This is a genomic window from Sphaerisporangium album (assembly GCF_003323745.1).
GTDB lineage: Bacteria > Actinomycetota > Actinomycetes > Streptosporangiales > Streptosporangiaceae > Sphaerisporangium > Sphaerisporangium album.
Genome location: NZ_QOIL01000019.1, coordinates 139,789 through 163,905 on the forward strand (window position 1 = coordinate 139,789; position 24,117 = coordinate 163,905).

General features: G+C 72.6%; 19 protein-coding genes and 1 pseudogene. 9 read left to right on the forward strand and 11 right to left on the reverse strand.

Going from position 1 to position 24,117, the window contains the following annotated elements; translation table 11 throughout:
- Positions 1 to 214 precede the first annotated feature (214 nt).
- The gene (locus DQ384_RS29480; protein WP_114032137.1) at positions 215 to 1,273 is read right to left on the reverse strand and encodes an LLM class flavin-dependent oxidoreductase; all 1,059 of its coding nucleotides are present in this window, start codon (positions 1,271 to 1,273) and stop codon (positions 215 to 217) included.
- Positions 1,274 to 1,577: 304 nt separating this feature from the next.
- Between DQ384_RS29480 and DQ384_RS41635 the strand changes: the two genes are divergently transcribed.
- Both DQ384_RS41635 and DQ384_RS29485 read left to right on the forward strand, forming a co-directional pair.
- Positions 1,578 to 1,724, forward strand: coding sequence for an anti-sigma factor domain-containing protein (locus tag DQ384_RS41635; RefSeq protein ID WP_181871486.1), 147 nt, complete (start codon positions 1,578 to 1,580; stop codon positions 1,722 to 1,724).
- A gap of 82 nt (positions 1,725 to 1,806) precedes the next feature.
- Positions 1,807 to 2,985 (forward strand): NAD(P)/FAD-dependent oxidoreductase, encoded by a 1,179-nt coding sequence (locus DQ384_RS29485; protein WP_114032138.1) that lies wholly within the window; start codon positions 1,807 to 1,809, stop codon positions 2,983 to 2,985.
- A gap of 33 nt (positions 2,986 to 3,018) precedes the next feature.
- On the opposite strand, the gene DQ384_RS29490 is transcribed toward DQ384_RS29485, so the two are convergent.
- On the reverse strand, positions 3,019 to 3,942 hold the full coding sequence (locus DQ384_RS29490) for a TIGR03619 family F420-dependent LLM class oxidoreductase (protein WP_114032139.1): 924 nt from the start codon (positions 3,940 to 3,942) through the stop codon (positions 3,019 to 3,021).
- A gap of 413 nt (positions 3,943 to 4,355) precedes the next feature.
- Between DQ384_RS29490 and DQ384_RS29495 the strand changes: the two genes are divergently transcribed.
- Complete coding sequence (locus tag DQ384_RS29495) at positions 4,356 to 4,589, forward strand: hypothetical protein (protein ID WP_147268936.1); 234 nt, start codon at positions 4,356 to 4,358, stop codon at positions 4,587 to 4,589.
- 187 nt (positions 4,590 to 4,776) lie between these two features.
- Here DQ384_RS29495 and DQ384_RS29500 read toward each other — a convergent pair whose 3' ends face one another.
- Together DQ384_RS29500 and DQ384_RS29505 are read right to left on the reverse strand one after the other, a co-directional pair.
- Complete coding sequence (locus DQ384_RS29500; protein ID WP_114032141.1) at positions 4,777 to 5,691, reverse strand: nucleoside hydrolase; 915 nt, start codon at positions 5,689 to 5,691, stop codon at positions 4,777 to 4,779.
- Positions 5,688 to 5,918: a hypothetical protein gene (locus DQ384_RS29505; protein ID WP_181871487.1), complete on the reverse strand. Its 231-nt coding sequence runs from the start codon at positions 5,916 to 5,918 to the stop codon at positions 5,688 to 5,690. Before DQ384_RS29505 ends, DQ384_RS29500 begins: the two co-directional genes overlap by 4 nt.
- A gap of 327 nt (positions 5,919 to 6,245) precedes the next feature.
- Between DQ384_RS29505 and DQ384_RS29510 the strand changes: the two genes are divergently transcribed.
- Positions 6,246 to 7,592 carry a lanthionine synthetase LanC family protein gene (locus tag DQ384_RS29510; protein WP_114032143.1) on the forward strand — a complete coding sequence of 449 codons (1,347 nt, stop codon included), beginning with the start codon at positions 6,246 to 6,248 and terminating at the stop codon, positions 7,590 to 7,592.
- A gap of 18 nt (positions 7,593 to 7,610) precedes the next feature.
- Here DQ384_RS29510 and DQ384_RS29515 read toward each other — a convergent pair whose 3' ends face one another.
- From DQ384_RS29515 to DQ384_RS29525, 4 genes are all read right to left on the reverse strand, one after another.
- Positions 7,611 to 8,999: a sensor histidine kinase gene (locus tag DQ384_RS29515; protein WP_245966868.1), complete on the reverse strand. Its 1,389-nt coding sequence runs from the start codon at positions 8,997 to 8,999 to the stop codon at positions 7,611 to 7,613.
- Positions 9,000 to 9,071: 72 nt separating this feature from the next.
- The gene (locus tag DQ384_RS41640; protein ID WP_181871488.1) at positions 9,072 to 9,227 is read right to left on the reverse strand and encodes a hypothetical protein; all 156 of its coding nucleotides are present in this window, start codon (positions 9,225 to 9,227) and stop codon (positions 9,072 to 9,074) included.
- A 244-nt stretch (positions 9,228 to 9,471) separates the two neighbouring features.
- Positions 9,472 to 10,581 (reverse strand): ABC transporter ATP-binding protein, encoded by a 1,110-nt coding sequence (locus DQ384_RS29520; RefSeq protein ID WP_114032144.1) that lies wholly within the window; start codon positions 10,579 to 10,581, stop codon positions 9,472 to 9,474.
- On the reverse strand, positions 10,578 to 11,528 hold the full coding sequence (locus DQ384_RS29525) for an ABC transporter permease (RefSeq protein ID WP_114032145.1): 951 nt from the start codon (positions 11,526 to 11,528) through the stop codon (positions 10,578 to 10,580). The genes DQ384_RS29520 and DQ384_RS29525 overlap by 4 nt, the downstream gene beginning before the upstream one ends.
- A 167-nt stretch (positions 11,529 to 11,695) precedes the next feature.
- Between DQ384_RS29525 and DQ384_RS29530 the strand changes: the two genes are divergently transcribed.
- Positions 11,696 to 12,520: a DUF1206 domain-containing protein gene (locus DQ384_RS29530; RefSeq protein ID WP_114032146.1), complete on the forward strand. Its 825-nt coding sequence runs from the start codon at positions 11,696 to 11,698 to the stop codon at positions 12,518 to 12,520.
- A gap of 63 nt (positions 12,521 to 12,583) precedes the next feature.
- Here the strand turns inward: DQ384_RS29530 and icmF are convergent, their stop codons facing one another.
- Positions 12,584 to 15,799 (reverse strand): fused isobutyryl-CoA mutase/GTPase IcmF, encoded by a 3,216-nt coding sequence (icmF, locus tag DQ384_RS29535; RefSeq protein ID WP_114032147.1) that lies wholly within the window; start codon positions 15,797 to 15,799, stop codon positions 12,584 to 12,586.
- Positions 15,800 to 16,090: 291 nt separating this feature from the next.
- Between icmF and DQ384_RS29540 the strand changes: the two genes are divergently transcribed.
- Positions 16,091 to 17,401, forward strand: a complete 1,311-nt coding sequence (locus DQ384_RS29540) for a serine hydroxymethyltransferase (RefSeq protein ID WP_245966869.1) — start codon at positions 16,091 to 16,093, stop codon at positions 17,399 to 17,401.
- Between the two features lie 108 nt (positions 17,402 to 17,509).
- Here the strand turns inward: DQ384_RS29540 and DQ384_RS29545 are convergent, their stop codons facing one another.
- Positions 17,510 to 17,767 (reverse strand): hypothetical protein, encoded by a 258-nt coding sequence (locus tag DQ384_RS29545; protein WP_114032148.1) that lies wholly within the window; start codon positions 17,765 to 17,767, stop codon positions 17,510 to 17,512.
- Positions 17,768 to 18,230: 463 nt separating this feature from the next.
- Between DQ384_RS29545 and DQ384_RS29550 the strand changes: the two genes are divergently transcribed.
- Positions 18,231 to 19,925, forward strand: coding sequence for a lectin (locus DQ384_RS29550; protein WP_114032149.1), 1,695 nt, complete (start codon positions 18,231 to 18,233; stop codon positions 19,923 to 19,925).
- 381 nt (positions 19,926 to 20,306) lie between these two features.
- On the opposite strand, the pseudogene DQ384_RS29560 reads toward DQ384_RS29550, so the two are convergent.
- Positions 20,307 to 20,573: pseudogene (locus DQ384_RS29560) on the reverse strand (SAM-dependent methyltransferase); the annotation flags it as partial.
- 64 nt (positions 20,574 to 20,637) lie between these two features.
- Here DQ384_RS29560 and DQ384_RS29565 point away from each other — a divergent pair.
- Both DQ384_RS29565 and DQ384_RS29570 read left to right on the forward strand, forming a co-directional pair.
- On the forward strand, positions 20,638 to 22,266 hold the full coding sequence (locus DQ384_RS29565; RefSeq protein ID WP_245966870.1) for a lectin: 1,629 nt from the start codon (positions 20,638 to 20,640) through the stop codon (positions 22,264 to 22,266).
- Positions 22,267 to 22,329: 63 nt separating this feature from the next.
- The gene (locus DQ384_RS29570) at positions 22,330 to 24,075 is read left to right on the forward strand and encodes a ThuA domain-containing protein (RefSeq protein WP_220183208.1); all 1,746 of its coding nucleotides are present in this window, start codon (positions 22,330 to 22,332) and stop codon (positions 24,073 to 24,075) included.
- The last annotated feature ends 42 nt before the right edge of the window (positions 24,076 to 24,117 follow it).

The following is a 24,117-nucleotide window of genomic DNA, read 5'->3' on the forward strand; positions in this document are numbered from 1 at the left end:
CGCCTCCGCGAGGAGCCGGTACGAGCGCACGCGATCGGCGTGCTCGTAGGCGGTGGCCGTGACGAGCAGCTCGTCCGCCCCGGTCACGTCCCTCGCGCAGCGCCTCGCCCACGGTGCCGCCGGAGCGGATCGGCGCCAAGGATGGACAGCGGGGTCCGTCGGGGTGCCATGTCTGGCCTTCGTCTGCCTTTCTGTGCCAGGCCGGGCGCCGGTCTCAGGCCGTGGGGGGCGCGCCGGGGAACGGCCTGCTCGGAATCTCCCGGCGCAGCACCGGGGCGATCTCGCCCTGGAACAGCTCCAGCGCCGCCCGGTGCTGCTTGTCGGTGAGGCCGTCGGCGTCGGCGGCGATGTGCATCACCTCATGGCCGAATCGCGCGTGGTAGCGGTGGACCTTGTCGATGATCTGCTGCGGGCTGCCCACCAGGATCGAGCTCCGCTCGATCGCGTCCTCCAGCGTCGGGAACACCGGTTCGACGCCGACCTTCCTGAACAGCGCCATCCGCGCGTCGTAGATCGGCCGGTAGGTCTCGATCGCCTCCTGGGAGGTCCTTGCCGCGTGGAACCCCGCCGTGCCCGCGCCGACCAGCGCGTCCGCCGGGTCGTGGCCGTGGAACTCCCAGCGCTCGCGGTAGTACGCGATCAGCTCGGCGTACGGCTCGATCGGGTTGGTCACGTTCGCCGAGAACAACGGGTCGCCGTACTTGGCGGCCAGCTCGACCGAGTCCTTGCTGGTGGCGCTGCCGTGCCACACGCGGATCGGCCGCTGGAGCGGGCGCGGCAGGACCTCGGCGTCGCGCAGCTCGGGGCGGAAGCGGCCCGACCAGGTAACCCTGTCCTCGCGCCAGAGCCGGCGGAACAGCTCGTAGCCCTCGCGGTTGCGGTCCCACTGGTCCTGCGCCGTCACGTGGAACAACTCGGCCTGGGCGGCGCCGTTGCCCTTGCCGATGATGAGCTCCAGCCGCCCGCCCGACAGGTGGTCGAGGGTGGAGTAGTCCTCGAAGGCGCGCACCGGGTCCAGCAGGCTCAGCGTCGTGACCGCGGTGAACAGCCGGATCGTGGACGTGCGCGCGGCGATGTGGCCGAGCACGACGGGCGGGGAGGAGGAGATGAACGGGCGCTCGTGGCGTTCTCCCACCCCGAAGCCGTCGAAGCCGAGCTCCTCGGCCAGGACGGCGTTGTCGACGACCTCGCGCAGCCGCGCCGTGGTGGGCTTGGTCTCGCCGGTCAGGGGGTGGGGGCCGTGGACGATCAGCGTGATGGCGAGGAACTTCATGCGGTCTCCCGTTCCGGGCTCGGAGGGGCGGCGACGGGCGCGCGTGTTCCTGGGTTCCTCGGGCTCCTCGGTCGCTCGCGTCCCTCGGTTCCACGGGCCGTCCGGCGCGCCGGGGCTCGCCGGGCCGGTCCGACTCGACCATAGCCCCGCGGTCACAAGTTATGCAATTCCTACCTGATTAGTTCTAAATACGGGCCGGAGCCCGCGGCCGGGCGACACGCCCGGAAGGTATGGAAGGCTGGGAAAGTCCCGCGACCGATCCGGGCCCGCGCCCATCCGCACGACCATCTGGTTCGAAACACCCATGTCCGCACCTGTAGATGTCCACACCGACGGTTGGGGGCAGCGCATGAGCGCGGCCGCCAAGGTGGGCGTCACGGTCGAGCCCGCCGGCGGCTCGGCCCGGCCGACCACCACTCCCGTCATGCTCGTGGACCTGCCCGCGGCCTGACCGCCGTGCGTCACGCGGAACGGTTGACAGGGAAACCCATTATTCCTACCTTTTGAGCGGGTAATACGGAGGATGTGAGCGCATGGCGGCGGCACACGCGACGTACGACGTCGGCATCGTCGGGGCGGGCGTCCACGGGGTCGCCGCCGCCTACCACCTGGCGCGCCGGGGCGTCTCGGTCGCCGTCTTCGAGCGGCTGACCCCGGCCGCGGGCCCCACCGGACGCTCCGGCGGCATCTGCCGGGCCTACTACACCGACCCGTTCCTCGTCGAGAGCGCCCGCGACGGCATCGCCTTCCTGGACGCCTTCGAGGAGCGCACCGGTGGCGGCCAGTCCGGTTTCCGCCGCACCGGCGCGTTCTACCTCCACGGCCCGGACGACGTGGCCGCCGCCGGGCGGACCGCCGCCGGCCTCGCCGCGGCGGGCGTTCCCAGCGAGGTGGTCCCCGCCGCCGATCTCCGGGAGCGGCTGCCGGGGCTCGACCTCGACGGCGTGGCCGTCGGCGTCTGGGAGCCGGGCGCGGGATTCGCCGACCCGTTCGCCACGACGCTCGGTCTGGCCGAGGCGGCACGGCGGCACGGCGCCGTCCTGCACCTGCGCCACCGGGTCACGGAGCTCGCCGAGCGGCCCGGCCAGGTGGACGTCACCACGGCGGACGGCCGCACGTCCGGCGTCGGTCACCTGCTCGTCGCGGCGGGCCCGTGGACGCCGGCGCTGCTGCGCCCGCTCGGCGTCGACCTGCCCCTGACCGCCGAGCGGCACGTCGTCGCGGTGCTCGAACACGACCCCGCCGACACCGCCGAGATCGTGCGCCACGTGCTCATCGACGTCGCCGCAGGCTCCTACTCCACGCCCCAGCCGCGCACGCAGTTCCTGGCCGGCGGAGTCGTCCCCGCCTCGCGCGCCGACCCGGACGACTTCCGGGCGGCCCCCCGCGAGTCCGAGCTCGGACGGCTCGCCCGCGCGGCGGCCCGCCGCAGCCCCGCTCGGCGGCGGGCGGCCCTGATCGGCGGGTGGGCGTCGCTGTACGACGTCAGCCCGGACTGGCAGCCGGTGACCGGCCGCGTCGGCGAGCGGGTCTTCGTCGACGCCGGCACCAGCGGCCACGGCTTCAAGCTGGCCCCCGCGTGGGGCGAGCACGTGGCCCGCCTGATCCTCGGCGAGGACACCGACCCCCGGCTGGCGGCCTTCGGCCCCGGGCGGTTCGCCGCCGGCACGACGCTGGCCGCCGGGTTCGGGGCCGCGCGCATTCTCGGATAGCCCGGCCGGAGGCGGTGGCACGGAGGCGCGGGGTCAGGGCTTGAGGGTGGCCTTAAGCTCCTCCAGCAGCGCCAGCTCCTCCTCGATGTCCGTGCTCGCCAGGTTGGCGAAGAACACGTGGCCGACCCCGGCGCCCTCCAGCCGCTTGAGGTCCTCGGCGATCTGCCGCGGCGACCCCGCCAGGAACGGCCGGTCGCCCCCCGTGATCGGCTCCCGGGTGATCGGCACGTTCGCCCGCGCCACCACGGTCAGCGCGTCGGCGTCGCGGCCGTTGTCCCGCGCGGCCCGCCGGAACGCGCCCACCAGCTGCGTCAGCGCCTCCGGCGAGACGGCGATCGGGTTCAGCCCGTCGGCGATGCGGCCCGCCCGCTCGACCCCCTTGGGCGTCATCGCGCCGAGCAGGATCGGGATCCGCGGCTGCACCGGCTTGGGGTTCACCTCCGAGGGCGCGATCCGGTAGAAGCGGCCCTCGTACTCCACCGGGTCGGGGCCCCAGGCCGCGCGCATCGCGGCGACGAGCTCGTCCATGCCGCTGCCCATGCGCCGCATCGGCACGTTCGCCGTCTCGAACTCCTGCGGCATCCAGCCCTGGCCGAGACCCGCGATCACCCGGCCCCCGCTGAACTGGTCCAGTGTGGCGAACCGGCGCGCGAGCACGACGGGCGGGTGGAAGAGCCCGTCGACGACGCTGGTGCCGAGCTTGATCCGCTCGGTGATGGCGGCGACGTAGCTCAGCGTCTCCAGCGGCTCGTAGGTGAGCCGGTAGATCTCCGGGATACGCGCCGGCTCGCCGCCCCCCGGCAGCGGCAGCGCGGCCATCGGGCGCAGCAGCCGCTCGTAGGTCCACAGGGAGTCGTATCCGAGCCGTTCGGCCTGCCGGGCGAAGCGGGAGATGTTGACGGGTGACGCGAGCGGTCCCGACGTCGGGAGCGCCACACCGAGCCCCATAGATTCCATGTGCGTCCTCACGTGGTGCGGATTCGTCAGCGGTGATCTGGTCGTCTCGGGGGATGCGCGACCGGCGGCCGGGCGACGGGCCGTCCGGCCGTTCCGCGCCCCCTGGTGAGATCCCGTGCAGTCCAGCCCCGCGAAATGCCCCGGTATTCCGGAAACCTGAGAAACGACGGAAAAAGATCGTGTCCGCTGGTGAAGCCCTACCCCGTCGGAGTTCCCGCCTCACACCAGGCGTGCCACGCGGCCGGACGCCGCTTCCCGAGTGGCACGAACGTGCCCTTTAGGAGCAGGATTGAGGGCCAAGTACAGAGGACGCCGGCGCGTGCCGGGCCGCCGCCGGGGGGCGGAGGGGCCGCCGTGCCGCGCGCTCGCGTCGGCCCGGTCCCGGGCCGATCCGCTACCGCGAGGAGAATTCATTGACCGCCGCGCCGCATATGGACAACCTCGATCTCGCCACGACCGCCCGCGAGATGGCCGACAGGACCCCGGCCGGTTCGCTGGACCACGCCGCCGCCACCTCGGTGGCGATCACCTGCGCCACCACCCGCGACATCGCCGAGGCGCGGGCCGCGCTGGACGGCATCACCCCCGCCAGCGTGCGGGAGGCCGCCCTGGAGCTGTTCGGCCGCCTCTCCGCCGGCGCCGGGTGACCGTGCTCCCGGCGCGTCCTGCGCTTCCGGTCGCGCTTGTCACGCCGTCCGTCCCGCCCACCTCACTGCTTGCCTGACCGTGCCTCAGCCCGTGGCGAGGGCGTAGGCCGGGAGCCACTCGACGAGGCCCGCCGTACCGATCCGGCCATGCTCATGGCCATGAGCATGGCCGTGCTCATGGTCGTGCTCATGGCCGGGCCAGCGTCGCGGTGAACCGCGCGACGAACCGGTCCGCGTCGACGGCCGTGACCACGCGGGCGTCCGGCCCCGGTCCGGCGGCGGGGCGGGCCCGCCAGGACGGGCCATCGCGGACGACGGCGACCGGCCCGGTCACGGCCTCGGTGACCAGGCCGGGGTCCAGCAGGACGCCTGCCGCCAGCGGGTCGTGCAGCGGGATGACCGGCATGCCCAGCCGCAGCCGCTTGAGGTCCCGGTAGGCGCCGAGGACCGCGGCGGCGAACCGCGCGACCGGCGTGCCGGCGGCGCGCAGGGCGTCCAGGGCGGTGTCCGGCAGCAGCGCGGCGCCGGTGACGTTCACCCCGACCATGGTCAGCTCGCCGTGCGGGGCGGACAGGACGTCCCGCGCCGCCTCGGGGTCGCACGCGACGTTCGTGTCGGACAGGCCGGTGCCGTCCGGGCCGGAGCCGCCCATCACCACGACCGAACGATACTTTGTAAAGACCGCCGGGTCGGCGCGCGACGCCAGGGCCAGGTTGGTCAGCGGCCCGAGCGCCAGCAGGTCCAGCTCGCCGGGCCGCTCACCGGCGAGCCGCGCGATCAGCGCGGCGGCCGTCTCGTCCGTCGCGGGCGGCGGGGGACGCTTCAGGCCTAGGTCGCCGAGGCCGTCCGCGCCGTGGGAGTCGCGCGCCACGGGCGGGGCTCCCGGCAGCGGCACGGCGGCGCCGCGCGCCACCGGCGCCTCCAGCCCGATCAGGCCGGCGACGTACGCGATGTTGCGCGCCGCCTGCTCCTCGGGGCAGTTCCCCGCCACCGAGGTCACGGCGGCGATCTGCGCCTCCGGGCGCCCGGCCAGGTAGAGCAGCGCGCAGGCGTCGTCGATGCCCATATCGGTGTCGACGACGACGCGGCGGGCGGCGCTCATGGCGCGGGCCGCCCCTCGCGGGAGAGCCCGCCGGGAACCGGGGCGGCGGTGAAGTGCTCGGACACGCGGAAGGGCTCGAACGCGCCGCGCTCGGTCACGATCCGGGTGACCAGGTGGGGCGGCGTGGCGTCGAGGGTGGGGGAGTGGCCCCGCGTCCCCTCCGCGGCGCCGCGCGTGCCGGGCACACGATGGACCGAGTCCGCCAGTGCCGGTGCGCTGACGCCCACCCGGCCCACCCCCTCCATCTCGGCTGACTCGCCGTGGCCCCCCAATCATCGCAAATCCGGACGAACATCCCAGGCGAGGTGACCTCTCCAGGTATCGGTCTGCAAACGGGGCTATCCGGCCGTCCCGCACGGGATTGTGCCGGTAGCGATGCCCATTGATCGCCCCGTGGGCGCGTCGTATGTGAGAGTGTTCTGATACTGCGGGTATGCGGTGGGTCACGGCCCCGCCGGACCCCGGCGGCACGGTGACCGAATGTTTAGCGATTGCCTAGTTTTCCTACCAAATTCATGGGTTTCATGGGATGCTGGGAGCGTGGAGGAGGCGACATGAGCCCGGATCGGATCCACCATCCATCATGGCCGCGCGCCGAGACCCCGCTCACCACGGCGATCATGGCGGGCCGCTGGATCCGCTCGGCCGCCGTCGAGGACGGGCGCGGCCGGCACTGGGTCGCCAACCCCGATCCTCGCCGCCAGTCCGCCCGCTCCGGCCAGCCCGGCTCGCTGTACGCGGGCGTCGCCGGCATCGTGCTGTTCTTCCTGGAGCTCGCCGCGGCCACCGGCCACGAGGCCTACCTCGACGACGCCCGGCAGGGCGCCCGCTACCTCGCCGCCACCTGGGAGGACGAGCCCGACCTCTCGCTCTACCACGGCCTCACCGGAATGGTCTTCGCGCTCGCCGAGGCCGGGTGGGCGACCGGCGACGAGAGCCTGTCCGCGGCCGCGAGAGCGGCGGCCGACCGTGTCGTGCGCAGCCTGCGCAGGACCGGCGGCGGCGTCGGCTGGACCGGCGACCCGGCGCAGCGCGGCGACGGCGGCATCATCCTCGGCCTGCTGCACGCCTCCGGCATGCTCGGCGTCCCGGCCTACGAGGAGGTCGCCGTGGAGGCCGGGGTGAGCGTCGCCGACCGGGTCGTCCCCGGCCACCGCTTCGGCCGTGAGGGTTGCCCCGACCTGCCGGAGGACGCGGTCACGCCCGGCTTCCTTTCCGGCACCGCGGGCACGGCTTTCCTGCTCGCCCGGCTGTACGGCGTCACCGGGGACAGACGCTTCCTGGACGCCGCCCGGCGCGGCGCCGACTTCGTCCGCACGGTGAGCGTCGTGACCGACAAGCACGCCCTCGTGCCCCACCACGTGCCGCAGGGCCGGGGACTGCACTATCTCGGGCTGTGCTCGGGCTCGGCCGGGGTGGCTCGCCTGTTCTACGAGCTTCACCGCGTGACCGGCGACCCCGGCGACCTGGACTGGGTACGGCGGCTCGCCGCCGGAATCGTCTGCAGCGGCGTCCCACGCCGCCAGACCGCCGGCTACTGGAACGTCGCCTGCCAGTGCTGCGGCACCGCGGGGCTGCTGGAGCTGTTCGTCGGCCTGTGGGCGGCGACCGGCGAGACCGCCCACCTGGAGTTCGCGCGCACCCTCGCCGAGAACCTGATCGGCCGCGCCACCGGGCACGACCAGGCCGGTTACCGCTGGTACCAGGCCTACCGCCGGCTGCGGCCCTGGGAGGTCACCGCCGACACCGGCTACATGATCGGCGCGGCGGGCATCGGCTCGGCGCTGCTGCACATGGACGCGGCCTGCCGGGCGAGCGAGCCGCACCGCATGATCCTCCTGCCGGACAACCCGTTCCCCGCCATCCCGCTCCCCGCCTCGGCGCTGCGCGGCACGTCCTGAGGGCGAGGGCCGCGCCGCCTAGGGACGCCCGGCGAGCGGCAGCCGGACCACCAGCCTGGCCCCGCGCCCGCTGGGCTCGATCGTCAGCGTGCCGCCGGACAGCTCGGCGATCTGCCGGGCGATCGGCAGGCCGAGCCCCGTGCCCCCGGCGTCCTTGTTGCGCGCGGCGTCCAGCCGGGTGAAGCGCTGGAAGACGATCTCGTGTTTCTCCGGCTCGATCCCGGCCCCGTCGTCGATCACCTCCAGCACGGCGGTGCCCGGGGGCATCCCCCGGGCACGGGGCGGCCCGCCCCGCTCCGCGCGCAGGGTGACGGCGACCTCCGTCTCGGCGTGCCGCTCGGCGTTGTCCAGGAGGTTGGTGAGCAGGCGCGCCAGGCGCAGGGAGTCGCCGATCACGATGACCTCGGGCTCCAGGTCGCGTTTGATCTTCATCACCGGATGACGGCGGTCCAGCTCCCCGCCGACGAGCCGGGACAGGTTCACCGGCTCCCGCTCGTCGGCCACCCCGGCGTCGAAGCGGGCGACCGTGAGCAGGTCCGACACGATCGCCTGCAGCCGGTCCAGGCTGCGCAGCAGGGAACAGCCGAGCGCGGTCACGTCCGTCTCGGCGGGCGCCAGCATGGCGTCCTCCACCTCGGCGCGCATGGCGGTGAGCGGGCTGCGCAGGTCGTGGGAGGCGTCCGAGGCGAACTGGCGCTGCTGCTCCATCGAGATCTGGAGCCGGCCGAGCGTGTGGTTCACGCTCACGGCCAGGTCATGGATCTCGTCGCGGCCGGGTGGCACGGGGACGCGGCGCTGCGGGCAGGTGGCGTTGATCTCGTCCAGTTCGGAGCGGATCGCGTCGACCGGCACGAGGCTTGTGGTGACGAGCCGGTAGGCGCCGTAGGTGATCACCCCGGTGAGCAGCACGACGCCCACGCAGATCACCGCCACGAGCATGGGGTGGACGAAGAACGGGACGACGGGCGCCGCGCTGTAGATGGTCCAGCTCTGCCCGGCGCGGTAGACCTTGGTCGCGACGACGATCTCGCACCGGCCCTTGGGGAAGAGGGCGTGGTCGCAGACCACCGTCGTGGCCATGTCCTTGGCGCCGGGCGGCGGCACGAGCGTCGCCATCGGCGGCTTGCCCTGGAGGCTTTCGCTGGCGCTCACCACGCGCCCGCGGGCGTCGACGACCTGGATGTCGCCGACGAGACCGTGCGGGATCGGATTCTGGACGATCCCGCGTTCCAGGTCGTAGGCGACGCGGGCTCCGACCGCGGAGATCTCCCGGGTGAGGTACTGGGTGGCGAGATGGTTGATCGCGACCATCAGCACGACCCCGAGCATGAGTGACAGCAGAGCCGCGACCGCGCCCGCGTAGAGGGTCAGGCGGCCCCTGACCGAAAAACGGTGCCACGTACTCACCGATCGCCCCCCACGGACCCAGTCGACCACACCGGTCCGGTCCCCTGCTCGCGGGGGGCGGGTGAGAACGCGTCAGTCGGTGGTGGCGGCCGCGTTCGGGTCGCTCACCCGCGTGGTGAGCGACCGCACGGCCTCGGTCAGCGAGGCGACCTGGAGTTCGAGGGTGTGCACCCGGGCCTCCAGGTCGAGGGGGCTGGGGGCCTGGTATGCGGCGATCTGCCTCGGCATCGGCGACCGCTCCTTCCGTGGTGTCCGTGCACGGGCATGGGGGACGCGGGGGAGTGGTCCCGTCGCGCTCCTGATCCATTACCTCTGCCCCCGCAGCGGTCTGGCAAGCGCGAATGCTCCCTTCAGGCTGTGTGACTTTGCGTTGCCCCGCCCTCGCCGTCCGCGATGTCCCGCTCACGGCCGCCGCAGCGCGCCCGAGTGGGCGGTGTCACAGGGGGGCACAGGACGGCGTCACGGGGCGGTGTCACGGTGCGGGGTAGGCGTGGGTCTCGGCGGCCGGGACGCAGGCCCACACCTGGTCGCCGGGGGTCAGGCCGAGGTCGGCGAGGGTGGCGGGGATCAGGTCGGCGGCCGCCGCGATCGGCCCCCCGAGGCGGACCCGGACGCGGTCGCCGTGCCCCTCGATGCCCTCCACGCCGCCACGCCACAGGTTGTGCGGCGTCCCGCCGGGCATGGCCCGCGACAGGGTGACCGCCGAGGGCGGGAACGCGACGAACACTGGCCCGCGCAGCGCCTCCCGCACGGTGAACGTGACCGCGCGCCCTCCCACGGCGCCGGTCCCGCCGACCGTCCCGCCGTCCAGCCCGGAGCCCGTCCCGCCGCCTTCTGTCCCGCCGCCGACCGACACCGACCGCCCGGCGGCGTGCCCCCGGCACAGGTTGAGCCCGGCGAGGCGCGCGGCGTGGCCGGTGCGCGGGCGGCGGGCCACCTCGGCGGGCGCGCCTTCCTGGACCACGACGCCGTCGTCCATCACCAGCAGCCGGTCGGCCGCCACCATGGCGTCCAGTGGGTCGCCGGTCACCAGCAGGCACGCGCCGGTGAAGCCGGACAGGTGCCGGTGCAGCAGGGTGCGCGCGGGGGCGAGCTCGCCCGGGTCCAGGGCGGCGAGCGGCTCGTCCAGCAGCAGGATCCGCGGGCGGGCGGCCAGCGCGCGGGCCAGCGCCACCCGCCGCGCCTCGCCCGGGGACAGCTCGCGCGGCAGGGCGCCCGCGCGGGCGGCGAGGTCCATCCGCTCCAGCCAGGCGGAGGCCGCGAGGCGCGCCTGCTCCGGGGACTCGCCCTGGCAGCGCGGGCCGAAGGCGACGTTGTCGAGCGCGGTCAGGTGGGGGAACAGCAGCGGATCGCGGCCGGCCATGGCCACGGACCGGCGGCGGGGCGCGCGGGCGTGCACGGCCGCCCCGTCGAGCAGGACGTACCCGCCGAGGGACGGGGTGAGCCCCGCCAGCACGCGCAGCGCCGTCGTCTTGCCGCAGCCCGCGGGCCCGAGCAGCGCGACCACCTCGCCCGCGGCGACATGGAGCCTCAGGTCGAGGCGGAAGGGCGGGTGCCCGGCCACCAGGCGCGCGTCGATCACGGCCCGGCCTCCGCCCGCGCGGGCGGGTCCGGGACGGCCTGCCCGCCCGGCGCCCCCCTCCTCGCGCCGGCGGCCGTCCCCCCGCCCGGCGCTCCCACCCAGGCGCGGGGGACGCCCACCCCGCCCGGCGTCCCCATCCAGTGGCCGCGCAGGCCGGCGAGCACGGCGACCGACACCGTGACCAGGGCGAGGCTGAGGGCGACGGCGGCCGGGGACCCGAGGGCGGGGGACAGCCCCGGCGGGGCGATCGGCGTCCCCCAGACCGGGTTCCCGGCCAGCGCGAGTGCCGCGCCCGACTCTCCGAGCGCCCGCGCCCAGCACAGCACCGCTCCGGCGGCGATCCCGGGCGCGGCGGAGGGCAGGGTCACCCTGCGGAACACCGTCCACCGGGACGCGCCCAGCAGGGCCGCGGTCTCCTCCAGGCGCGGGTCCCCGGCGCGCAGCGCGCGCTCCACGCCGATCACCACGAACGGCAGCCCGACGAACACCTGGGCGAGCACGAACCCCGCCGTCCCGGGACGCAGGGACGCGCCCGCCCACCCGCCCCCCGGCGACGCCACCAGCGGCACGGCCACGAGGGCGGCGGCGGGCGGCAGGACCACGGGCGCCGTGACCAGGGCCCGGACCACCCGCTCGCCCCGCATCCGCGTCCGGGCGAGCACCCAGGCCAGCGGCACCCCGAGCGGCAGGCAGGCCAGCGTCGCGAGCGCCGAGGTCACCAGCGGGAACCGCAGCGCCCCCAGGACGTCCGCACCGGCCAGGGACGGCCACGGCGCGCGGGCGAGCGTCCCGGCGAGCGGCAGCGCCACGAGCGCCAGCGCGACCGCGGCGGGCACGAGCAGGGCCGCGGGAACCCCGTGCGCGACGCCGTGACCGCTCCCGCGCTCGGGTCTTCGCCGCCTGCCCTTGAGTACCGTGATCACCGTAAGCGTGCTCGATGCCTTCATGCCGGATGAATCCCCTGTATCCCGCCGCGCCACGCGAGCGCCTCCCGCGGCCCCTCCGCAGGGGCCCGGGTACGGCGATTCCGGCGATTCTCCTGGGGGGCAAGGCGGATTAGGCGTTTGATTTCCGGCCAGATGTGTAGTGGGGAGGCGACTCGAGAGGAGCCAATATGAACTCCGTGGCCTCAGCGGGGAATCAGGCGCGGGGAGCCGCGCGGCAGGTGACCAACAGCCGGACGTTCGACCGGTTGGCGCGGTTCGGAATGGCGTGCCGGGGCGTGTTGTACGCGCTCATCGGAATCCTCGCGTTGCAGATCGCCTTCGGGGGCGGGGGGAAGGAGGCGGACAAGACCGGCGCGGTGCGGACCGTCGCCGAGCAGCCGTTCGGCACCGTCCTGCTCTGGCTGCTGGCCATCGGCTTCGCCGCGCTCGCCCTGTGGCAGCTCTCGGAGGCCGCGCTCGGGTCCGGCATGGACGCCAAGCACCGGATCGAGGCCGCCGCCCGCACCGTCGTGTACGCGCTGGTCGTCGGCACCGTCCTGAGCTTCCTGCTCCGCGGCACCACGGGCCGCTCGACCGACGAGCAGTCCAAGGACCTCACCGCGGCCGTCATGGACTGGCCCGGGGGGCGGCTCATCGTCGGCGCCGTCGGCCTCGGCATCGTGGCGCTCGGCCTGTACTGGATCTACAAGGGCTGGAAGAAGAAGTTCTTCGAGCACCTGAACACCGGTCAGATGTCGCCGAGGACGCGCGACATCGTCGAGAAGCTCGGCATGATCGGCTACGCCGCGCGCGGCGTGATCGCCGCCGGCGCCGGGATCTTCGCCGTGCAGTCGGCGATCACCTACAACCCCGACGAGGCCAAGGGCATCGACTCCACGCTCCGCGCGTTCGCCGACACCCCGCTCGGGCCGTGGCTGCTCGTCGTGGTCGCGCTCGGCCTGTTGGTCTTCGCCGCCTTCTGCTTCTGCGAGTCCCGCTGGCGCCGCACCTGACCCGGCCACACCAGCGTCACGGACCCGGGCCGCGCGCCCGGGTCCGTTCGCGTGCGAGCGGGGTCAGACGTTGCGGCGGTACTGGCCCCCGGCCTCGAACAGCGCCTCGGTGATCTGGCCGAGCGAGCAGACCCTGGCCGCCTCCATCAGCGCGCCGAAGGCGTTCTCCTGGGACATCGCGGCCTCCCTGAGCCTGCGCAGCGCCCCGGGGGCCTCGGCGGCGTGCCGCTCCTGGAACGCGCGCACGCGGGTGAGCTGGCCGTGCTTCTCCTCCTCGGTCCCCCGGGCGAGTTCGAGCGTGCCGTGCTCGGTGGTCCCGGCGGGGTTACGGAAGGTGTTGACGCCGATGATCGGCAGCGACCCGTCGTGCTTGCGGGTCTCGTACAGCATCGACTCGTCCTGGATGCGGCCGCGCTGGTAGCCGGTCTCCATGGCCCCGAGCACGCCGCCCCGGTCCGACAGCCGCTGGAACTCGGCCAGCACGGCCTCCTCCACCAGGTCGGTGAGGTCGTCGACGATGAACGAGCCCTGGAGCGGGTTCTCGTTGTACGCCAGGCCCCACTCCCGATTGATGATCATCTGGATGGCCATCGCGCGGCGCACCGAGTCGGCGCTGGGCGTGGTCACCGCCTCGTCGAAGGCGTTGGTGTGCAGGCTGTTGCAGTTGTCGTAGATGGCGATCAGCGCCTGCAGCGTCGTGCGGATGTCGTTGAAGTTCATCTCCTGCGCGTGCAGCGAGCGCCCGGAGGTCTGGATGTGGTACTTCAGCTTCTGCGAGCGCTCGCCCGCGCCGTACCGGTCGCGCATGGCGACGGCCCAGACCCGGCGCGCCACCCGGCCGAGCACGCTGTACTCCGGGTCCATGCCGTTGGAGAAGAAGAACGACAGGTTGGGCGCGAAATCGTCGATCGCCATCCCGCGCGCCAGGTACGCCTCGACGTAGGTGAAGCCGTTGGCCAGCGTGAACGCGAGCTGCGTGATCGGGTTCGCCCCGGCCTCGGCGATGTGGTAGCCGGAGATGGACACCGAGTAGAAGTTGCGCACCTCGTTGGCGATGAACCACTCCTGCACGTCGGCCATCATGCGCAGGCTGAAGTCGGTGGAGAAGATGCAGGTGTTCTGCCCCTGGTCCTCCTTCAGGATGTCGGCCTGCACGGTGCCGCGCACGGTCGACAGCGTCCGCGCCCGCACGTCCCGCGCCTCCTCGGCGGTGGGCTCGCGGCCGGCGTCCTCGCGGAAGCGGTCCAGCGCCTGGTCGATCGCGGTGTGCAGGAAGTACGCCAGGATCGTCGGGGCCGGGCCGTTGATGGTCATCGACACCGACGTGCTCGGCGAGGCGAGGTCGAAGCCGTCGTACAGCGCCTTCATGTCGTCCAGCGTGGCGATCGACACCCCCGAGGTGCCCACCTTGCCGTACACGTCGGGCCGCTCGGCCGGGTCGTGGCCGTACAGGGTGACCGAGTCGAACGCCGTGGACAGGCGCACGGCGGGCTGGCCCTCCGAGAGCATCTTGAAGCGCCGGTTCGTGCGGAACGGGTCGCCCTCGCCGGCGAACATGCGGGTCGGGTCCTCGTCCGCGCGCTTGAACGGGAACACCCCGGCGGTGAACGGGAAACGGCCGGGCAGGTTCTCGGCGCGCAGGAACCGCAGCAGCTCGCCGTGGTCGGTGAACCGGGGGAGGGCCACGCGCGGGACGCGGCTGCCCGACAGGGACGTGCGCCACAGCGGCGTGTGCAGCTCCTTGCCCCGCACGGTGACCACCAGCTCGTCGGCGGAGTACGCCTCCACCGTCTTCGGCCAGTCGTCCAGCAGGGCACGGGCGTCGGCGGGCAGCTCCAGGTCGGCGCGCTCGTGCAGCGCGTCCACGTCGGCGGTGGCGGCGCCCTCGGCGGCCAGCAGCCGGCGCACCTCGGCGAGCCGCTGGCGCCGGCGGGCGGCCTCGGCCAGCTCCGCGGTGCGCCGGTGGTAGGCCCGGACGGTCTCGGCGATGTCGGCGAGGTAGCGCACCCGGGCCGGCGGGACGATCGCCGCGCCGATGCTGGAGGTCTTCACGTCCGTCGCCGGCAGCAGCCCCGGGCCGTCCGGCAGGCCCCGGTCCCGCAGCGGGCCGCGCAGCGCCTGGTACAGCGCGGTGACCCCGTCGTCGTTGAACCGCGCCGCGACCGTGCCGTAGACGGGCATCTGGTCGGGGGAGGTGCCGAACGCCTCGCGGTTGCGCACCATCTGCCGCCGCACGTCGCGCAACGCGTCCTCGGCGCCGCGCCGGTCGTACTTGTTGATCGCCACGAGGTCGGCGAAGTCCAGCATGTCGATCTTCTCGAGCTGGGAGCTCGCGCCGAACTCCGGGGTCATCACGTACAGCGAGACGTCGCTGAACGGGACGATCGCGGCGTCGCCCTGCCCGATGCCGGGGGTCTCGACGATCACCAGGTCGTACCCGGCGGCCCGGCACACGGTGATCACGTCCTCGAGGTGCTCGGGAAGCTCGCGGGAGCCGCGCGTGGCGAGCGAGCGGAAGAACACCCGGCCGCCGCCGAGGCTGTTCATGCGGATGCGGTCGCCGAGCAGGGCGCCGCCGCCCCTGCGCCGGGTGGGGTCGACCGCGATCACCGCGACGCGCAGCTTGTCCTCGTAGTCCACGCGCAGCCGGCGGATCAGCTCGTCGGTGAGGGACGACTTGCCGGACCCGCCCGTGCCGGTGATGCCGAGCACCGGCGCGCGGCGCTCCCCGGCCGCCGCCCGCAGCGCGCCGAGGTAGGCCTCGCCGGCCCGCCCGCACTCCACGAACGTGATCGCCCGGGCGACCGCCCGCGGGTCGCCGCCCTCCACGGGCGGGGGCTCGGCGCCCTCGGTGAGGTCGACGTCGCACGCCTCGATGATCGTGTTGATCATCCCGGCGAGGCCCAGGCGGTGGCCGTCCTCGGGGGAGAAGACCTTGGCGACGCCGTGCCCCTCCAGCCGGGCGATCTCGTCGGGGACGATCACGCCGCCGCCCCCGCCGTACACCTTGACGTGCCCGGCGCCGCGCTCGCGCAGCAGGTCGACCAGGTAGCTGAAGTACTCGACGTGGCCGCCCTGGTAGGAGCTGATCGCCACGGCCTGCGCGTCCTCCTGGACGGCCGCGGTGACGACCTCCTCGACCGAGCGGTCGTGGCCCAGGTGGATGACTTCGGCGCCCTGGGTCTGCAGGATGCGCCGCATGATGTTGATCGCGGCGTCGTGCCCGTCGAACAGGGCCGCCGCGGTGACCACTCGCACGGGGTTGGCAGGTACGTGCACCGGCGCTCCTCAACCTGAGATACTTGGACGTCCTACTAAATTGTAGGACGTCCAAGTATCATCCTGCGCCCGGATTCGGATCGTCATCCACCGTGTGGGCGAATGTCGCCTCCCGGACACCGCGAGAGGCGGGCTTCCGTCCTCCGGAGCATCGGTCAGGCGGGGAGGCGTGGCTTTGATTCCTACAAATGCCTAAATATCCGGTATTGATCTCCTGTGGTGGTCGGTGGTGAGACGCTGGGCGCGCCCGTAACGTCGGAAACGTCCTGGTACGAACCTCGGCCGAACGGAGTGGTCACCCTGGAAGGTCCCCGCCGCGTAGCCCCCTGGGCACCGCCGCGCGCCCGGCGGCGTCTCGCCGAACTGGAGGCCCGGCTCGCCGGGCAGGACGCCGACCAGGTCGTGCGGACCGTGACGGGCGCCCTCGCCGGGCACCGCCGCGCGTTCGACGAGGACGGCATCGTGCTGTACGCGGGCACCAACACGATGAGCCCACGGGCGCTGGCCGCGCACGACGCCGCCGTGTCCGGCCGCCCGTCGATGGGCTGGCCGGGCGACAAGTACCAGACCGGGCTCGACCACCTGGACGTGCTGGAGACCCTCGCGCCGCTCCAGGTCGCCGCCCTGATGGAGGGGGAGTTCGCCGAGGTCCGGCTACAGAGCGCGACCCTGGCCAACCTGGCCTGCTACACGGCCTTCGCCCGGCCCGGGGACACGATCGCGGTGCTCCCGGAGGCGGCGGGCGGGCACGCCAGCCACCACGCGCAGGGCGTGGCGGGCGTGCGCGGGCTGCGGGTGGCCGACCTGCCCTACGACGCGGCCGCGTTCTCCATCGACCACGCGCGGCTGCCGGGCTTCCTGGAGCGCGAGCGGCCGGCGCTGGTGGTCATCGGGGCGAGCCTGATGCTCTTCCCGCACGACGTGGCGGCGGTACGCGCGGCCTGCGACGAGGTGGGCGCGACGCTGGTGTACGACGCCTCGCACGTGGCCGGGCTGATCGCCGGACGCCGCTTCCAGCGCCCGCTGGAGGAGGGCGCGCACGTCCTGACCATGTCCACCTACAAGTCGTTCGGCGGCCCGCCCGGCGCGGCCATCGTGACCAGGGACGAGGCCCTCGCCGAGCGCGTCTCGGCCGCCGCCTACCCCGGGCTCACGGCCAACTACGACGCCGCCCGGCTCGCCCCCCTCGCCGTCACCGCCGCCGAGCTCGCCGAGACCGGCCCCGACTACGCCGACGCCTGCGTCGCCAACGCCTCGGCGCTGGCCGCGGCCCTCCAGGAGGCCGGGTTCGCCGTGGTGGCCGCCGACCGCGGATGGACGGCCTCCCACCACGTCGCCGTGGACGCCTCGGACCTCGGCGGCGGCGACGCGGCCGCGCGGACGCTGGCGGAGGGCGGCGTCTACCTGAGCGGCATCGGCCTGCCCGGGCGCGCGGAGCCGCTCCCCGGCCTGCGCATCGGCACCCAAGAGATCACCCGCCGGGGTTTCACCCCGCCCCTGATGTGCGACCTCGCCGCGTTGATGCGAAGGCTCCTGCTCGACCACGAACCCCCCGCCGACGTCCGCCCCGCCACCACCACCCTGCGCCACTCCCTCCCCTGACCCCGGCCCACGACCTCCGGGAGATCACCGTCAGCTCGGTGCGCCCGGTTCAGTGGCCGGCCTCCGGGCGGCCCGGGGCCAGGAAGGTGACTCGTTCGGCGCTTTCGATCATCTGGAGGGCGAAGGCCCCGGGCCGAGGGACGGCACGCCCAGGGCGGTGGCCATCCGGGTGGCCAGATCGGTGATCGGGACTCTGCGGTCGGGGCCGATCGTTCCGGCGAGGGGGTCGGGCAGACCGCGGAGGGCCTTGGTGAAGGTCCCGCCGGACCCTTCCGGGATCTCGACGGCGAAGTGCAGGGTCTCCGGCCGCTGGTGCAGGTCCAACCGGGCCGGCGCGCCCTCGCCCCGGCCGAAGAGCGATCGCATTGACGGCATATCCGTCCTACGGCCGTGTCGGAGCCGCATGGCGAGAGCGATCACGGGCGCGACCGTTTCGCGCTCGTGTCGGAGGAATTACGAACATCCTGAGTGATCACTATGACGAAATCAATGCGCGCCAGGGAGGAAATAGGGCGGCCCGGCGGAGGCGCTCACGGTCGTGAGCGTGCACGAACGGCCAACTGAATTCGCGGCACGCGGTGATGAAAGTTTCACGGAGGTGCGTGGTCGAGTGTGCGGTCGCGGCGTGGTCGCGGCGGTAAGGGCCTCGCGTGAAGGGTCCGCGTCATCGTGAGGGCCCTTGACGAACCCTTCGCGCGTCGTATTTGATCCGCGCAGCATCCCGCGCCAGACGGTGACCCGACGTGGCGCGAGGCATGTTAGCGCTCACAACCGCGCTGTGACCCGCAGCGATCCATCTCGTTCGGACGACGCACCCTCCGGGAGTGACATGAAGATCTCTCGCCAATGGCTCCGGCTCGTCGCCGGGGCGCGGCGCGGCGGCCGGCCGCGCCGCAGTGCCGGCCTGACTCATCGGCCAGGAGTCAGCGCGCGAAAGACCCTCCAGTGGACGCTGGCGGCGGTGCTGGCCGCCGGCACCCTGGCCGTGATCAGCGGAGGGACGTCGCCGGCCTCCGCGCTGGACAACGGGCTGGCCCGTACGCCCCAGATGGGGTGGAACGACTGGAACAGTTTCGGCTGCAACGTCAACGACTCTCTGGTGCGGCAGACCGCGGACGCGATGGTGTCCAGTGGAATGGCGGCGGCGGGCTACACCTACGTCAACATCGACGACTGCTGGTCCACCAGGAGCCGGAACTCCAACGGCGATCTGGTGCCGGATCCGCAGAAGTTCCCCAACGGCATCAAGGCCGTGGCCGACTACGTCCACTCCAAAGGCCTGAAGCTCGGCATCTACTCCTCGGCCGGCACCACCACCTGCGCCGGGTATCCGGCGAGCCTGGGCAACGAGCGGCGTGACGCGGCCTTGTGGGCGTCGTGGGGGATCGACTACCTGAAGTATGACAACTGCGGCGACCATCAGGGCAAGAACGGGCAGCAGCGGTACACCGCCATGCGCGACGCGCTGGCCGCCACGGGACGTCCGATCCTGTTCAGCCTGTGCAACTGGGGTCAGGAGAGCGTGTGGACGTGGGGGATGCCGGTGGGCAACTCCTGGCGTACGACGGGCGACATCCAGGCGAACTGGAACTCGGTCATGGGCATCCTGGACCAGCAGGTCGGTCTGGAGGCGTACGCGGGACCGGGCGGGTGGAACGACCCGGACATGCTGGAGGTCGGGGTCGGCTCCCTGACGGGGACCGAGGCGCGGGCGCACTTCAGCCTGTGGTCTCTGCTCAACGCGCCGCTCATCGCGGGCAACGACATCCGCACGATGAGCGCCGAGAGCCGGACGATCCTCACCAACACCGAGGTCATCGGCGTCAACCAGGACTGGGGCGGCAGGCAGGGCCACAAGATCAGTGACAATGGGAACCTGGAGGTCTGGCGAAAGCCGATGTCGAACGGCTCGGTCGCGGCCGTGCTGCTCAACCGGGGCGGCGGTACGGCGACGGTGTCCACCACCGCCTCCGCCCTGGGCCTGGGCCCGGCGTCCTCCTACTCGGTACGCGACCTGTGGGCCCACACGACCGGCTCCTCGTCCGGGACGATAAGCGCCTCGGTGCCCGCGCACGGGGCGGCCATGGTCATCGTGAGCGGAGGCTCCGGCACGCCTTCGCCCTCACCTTCGCCGAGCCCTTCGGGCGCGTTCAAGGGCGTGGGTTCGGGCAGATGTCTGGACGTCACAGGAGCCTCGCAGGCGAACGGCACGGCGGCGCAGATCTGGGACTGCAACGGGCAGGTCAACCAGCAGTGGACGCCGACCGGTTCAGGCGAGTTGCGGGTGTACGGCAACAAGTGCCTGGACGTGTACAACCGTGGCACCGCCGACGGCACGAATGTGATCATCTGGGACTGCAACGGGCAGAGCAACCAGCAGTGGCGGCTCAACGCCGACGGCACCATCACCGCCGTCGCCGCGGGCAAGTGCCTGGACGTGCCCAACAACGCCACCGCCAACGGCACCACGCTCGTCATCTGGTCCTGCAACGGCGGCGCGAACCAGCGCTGGTCCCGCGTCTGAGGTGACAAGTCACATCTGTGGCGGGCCCTGAACGTTCCACGCCCACGACATGCCGGTGACTGTGAACGCCGAACGAGGCCGGACTGTACGGGAAAGCGCGGCTCGATCGCCTTTTCACCATGAAGGAACCGCCCTGGGGCGGCGTGATTGTGCCGTCGTACATGGCTCAGGGGGAGCGGAAGAAGATGCGTTGCTGGATTTCCCTGCGGTAGTCCTCCAGCGTGTTGTCGATGTGGATGGCCGCGGCCTGGGCCGCGGCCTCCGGGTCAGGCAAGTCCGGCGGGCTTCGCGAATGAGTACCACACATCCGCGGATCACGACTCCATGATCGGTCGGCCGCTGGATCGCAGCCATTTGACCGGGATCACATACCGGCGCCGATCACGGTTTGACCGCGACGCCGCCGTACGCCCAGGCCCGTCCGCCGCCGGGGATCATCTCCTGCGGCTCCTCGTCCGGCCACCACCGCACCACTTCGACCAGGCCCGGCTCGACCAGCCGCCAGTCCCCGAAGAGCCGGAGCACCTCGGCGTGGGTGCGGGGCACCATGGGCGCCGTGCTCTTGTCGTACGGCTTGGTGAAGTCCTCGCGGCGCACCTCGGGGGCGAAGTCGAGCGTGATGTGCGACAGCAGCAGGTGGCTGCCCGAGGCGGCAGCGCCGACGCCACGTGCCCCGCCCGCCGCGAGTCCTCACGGCAGGAAGAAGGAGTCCATGTCCCCACGTTCGTGGCTCACGAAGCTGGCCGCGACGGCGCCGCAGACCCTCGACGGACGCTTCTTCGCCGGTGAGTACGGCCGCCGCTGGATCAAGGCGATCGAGGTCAAGTCCGACGGCTCCCGGGGCGAGATCTCCTCGTTCCCCTGGGCGGGCACGCAGGTGATGGACATGGCCTTCGGCCCCGACGGCGCCCTGTACGTCCTGGACTACGGCACCGGTTCCAACAACCAGGCCCTGTACCGGATCGAGTACATCGGCGCGGCGAACCGAAACCCGATCGCCAAGGCGGCCGCCGACAAGACCTCCGGCCCGGCGCCGCTGACGGTGAACTTCTCCTCGGCGGGCAGCTCCGACCCCGAGGGCGGCGCGCTGACCTACTCGTGGAACTTCGGCGACGGCACCACCTCCACCGCCGCCAACCCGTCCCACACCTACACCGGCAACGGCGGCTACACGGCGACGCTGACGGTACGGGATCCGCAGGGTCTGACCGGGAGCGCGAGCGTCATCGTGAGCGTGGGCAACACCGCGCCGGCCGTCTCGCTGACGAGCCCGGGCGACGGGCAGCTCTTCTCCTTCGGGGACACGGTGCCGTTCCAGGTCAACGTCGGCGATCCTGAGGACGGCGCGATCGACTGCTCGAAGGTGACCGTGACCTACTACCTGGGCCACGACAGCCACCGTCACCAGATCACCTCCAAGTCCGGCTGCAGCGGCTCCATCACGGTGCCCACCGACGGTGAGCACGACGCCGCCGCCAACATCTACGGCGTCTTCGAGGCCTCCTACACCGACACGGGCGGTCTCACCTCGACCGGCACCCGCATCCTGCAGCCGCGGCACCGCCAGGGCGAGCACTACGGCGCCATGCAGGGCGTCCAGCCCGCCGCTCACACCGCCGCCGAGGGTGGCCAGACAGTCGGCTTCGTCGACGACGGCGACTGGATCTCCTTCCAGCCGTACGCGCTGGGCGGCGCGACGAGGATCACCGCCCGGGTGTCGTCCGCCGGCGCGGGCGGAAGGATCGAGGTGCGCACCGGCTCGGCGACGGGCACCCTGCTCGGCACGGTCACCGTGCCGGTCACCGGGAGCTGGGAGACCTTCGCCGACGCCACCGCGAACCTCGGCGGCGTGCCGGCCGGCGCTACCACGCTGTACCTCGTCTTCCGGGGGCCGACAGGCCAGGGGAACCTGTTCGACCTGGACGCCTTCACCTTCGACGGCTCCTCCGGCACGCCCCAGAACGCGATCAAGGGCGTGGCGTCGGGCCGGTGCCTGGACGTGAACGGCGCCTCCCAGGCCAACGGCGCGCAGGTGCTGATCTGGGACTGCAACGGGCAGGCCAACCAGCAGTGGACGTCGACCGCTTCCAGTGAGCTGCGGGTGTACGGCGGCAAGTGCCTGGACGTCAACGGCGGGGGCACGGCCGACGGCACTCCTGTGATCATCTGGGACTGCAACGGCCAGAACAACCAGAAGTGGCGCCTCAACGCCGACGGCACCATCACGGCCGTCGGCGCGAACAAGTGCCTGGACGTCAGCGGCGCCGGCACGGCCAACGGCACCACCGTGCAGATCTGGTCGTGCAACGGCGGAGCCAACCAGAGGTGGGCCCGTGCCTGACGTGTTCCCCCACCAAGAGATGCGATGCCGTCGCGCCACGGCGCCACGATCGGAAGGACTACCATGCTGCGACATCTGACCCCCGCCACGGGGCGCGACGGGAAGAGATCGATCCTGCGACGCCTGTCGCTGGCCATGGCGACGTTCGCCGCCGCCACCATGATCCCCGGCTTCGCCGCCGCCCCCGCCGAAGCCGCCGCCTTCAAGGTGCTCGTCTTCTCCAAGACGGCCGGGTTCCGGCACGACTCCATCCCCGCCGGCATCCAGGCGATCCGCGATCTCGGCGCGGCCAACGACTTCACCGTGGACGCCACCGAGGATTCCAACGCGTTCACCGCCGGCAACCTCGCGCAGTACAAGGCCGTCGTGTTCCTCAGCACCACCGGGGACGTGCTGAACGACACCCAGCAGAACGCCTTCCAGGCGTACGTCGACGGCGGGGGCGGCTACGTCGGCGTGCACTCCGCCGCCGACACCGAGTACAGCTGGCCCTACTACGGCCAGCTCGTCGGAGCGTGGTTCAACAGCCATCCCGCGATCCAGCAGGCCACCGTACGCACCGAGGACCGGGCGCACGCCGCCACGGCCCACCTGGGGGCGAACTGGACCCGGACCGACGAGTGGTACAACTACCGCACCAACCCGCGCTCGGCCGTGCACGTGCTGCAGAACCTGAACGAGGGCAGCTACAGCGGCGGCTCCATGGGCGGCGACCACCCCATCACCTGGTGCCACCCGCAGTCGTCCGGCCGCTCGTTCTACACCGGCATGGGACACACGATCGAGTCCTACGCCGACGGCAACTTCCGCACCCTGCTGCTCGGCGGCATCCGCTACGCGTCCAAGGCCGTCAACGCGGACTGCCGTCCCGAGACCGGGTACACCGCCCTGTACAACGGCTCCACCACCGGCTGGTCGCAGGCCGGTCCGGGGTCCTTCACCAACAGCGACGCCACGCTGACCTCCCAGGGCGGCCTGGGCATGCTGTGGTACAACGCCAAGGAGTACCGCTCCTACTCGCTCAAACTCGACTGGAGGCTGACCGGCGACTCCAACTCCGGGGTGATCGTCGGATTCCCGGCCACCAGCGACCCGAACGCGGCCATGAACACCGGCTACGAGGTCCAGATCGACGCCACCGACACCGCGGACAAGACGACGGGCGCGATCTACGGGTTCAAGGCCGCCGACCTCGCCGCCCGCGACGCGGCCCTGAACCCGCCGGGACAGTGGAACACCTACGAACTGCTCGTCGAGGGGGAGCGGCTGCAGGTGTTCCTCAACGGCGTGAAGATCAACGACTTCACCAACGCCGACCCGGTCCGCTCCCTGCAGCAGGGGTACATCGGCATCCAGAACCACGGGCCCGGCGACGTGGTGGCGTACCGCAACATCCGCGTCAAGGAGCTGGGCGGCACGACCCCGCCCAGCACGACCGCGATCAAGGGCGTGGCGTCGGGCCGGTGCCTGGACGTGAACGGCGCTTCGCAGGCCAACGGCGCCGTTACGCAGATCTGGGACTGCAACGGCCAGGCCAACCAGCAGTGGACCTCGACCGCTTCCAGCGAGCTGCGGGTGTACGGCGGCAAGTGCCTGGACGTCAACGGCGGGAGTACGGCCGACGGCACTCCTGTGATCATCTGGGACTGCAACGGCCAGAACAACCAGAAGTGGCGCCTCAACGCCGACGGCACCATCACGGCCGTCGGCGCGAACAAGTGCCTGGACGTCGGCGGCACCGCCAACGGCACCCGGGCACAGATCTGGTCGTGCAACGGCCAGAACAACCAGAAGTGGACCCGCCCCTGAGACGAGGTGACACCGCGCGTTCGCCGGACGGCCCGCCGTTCC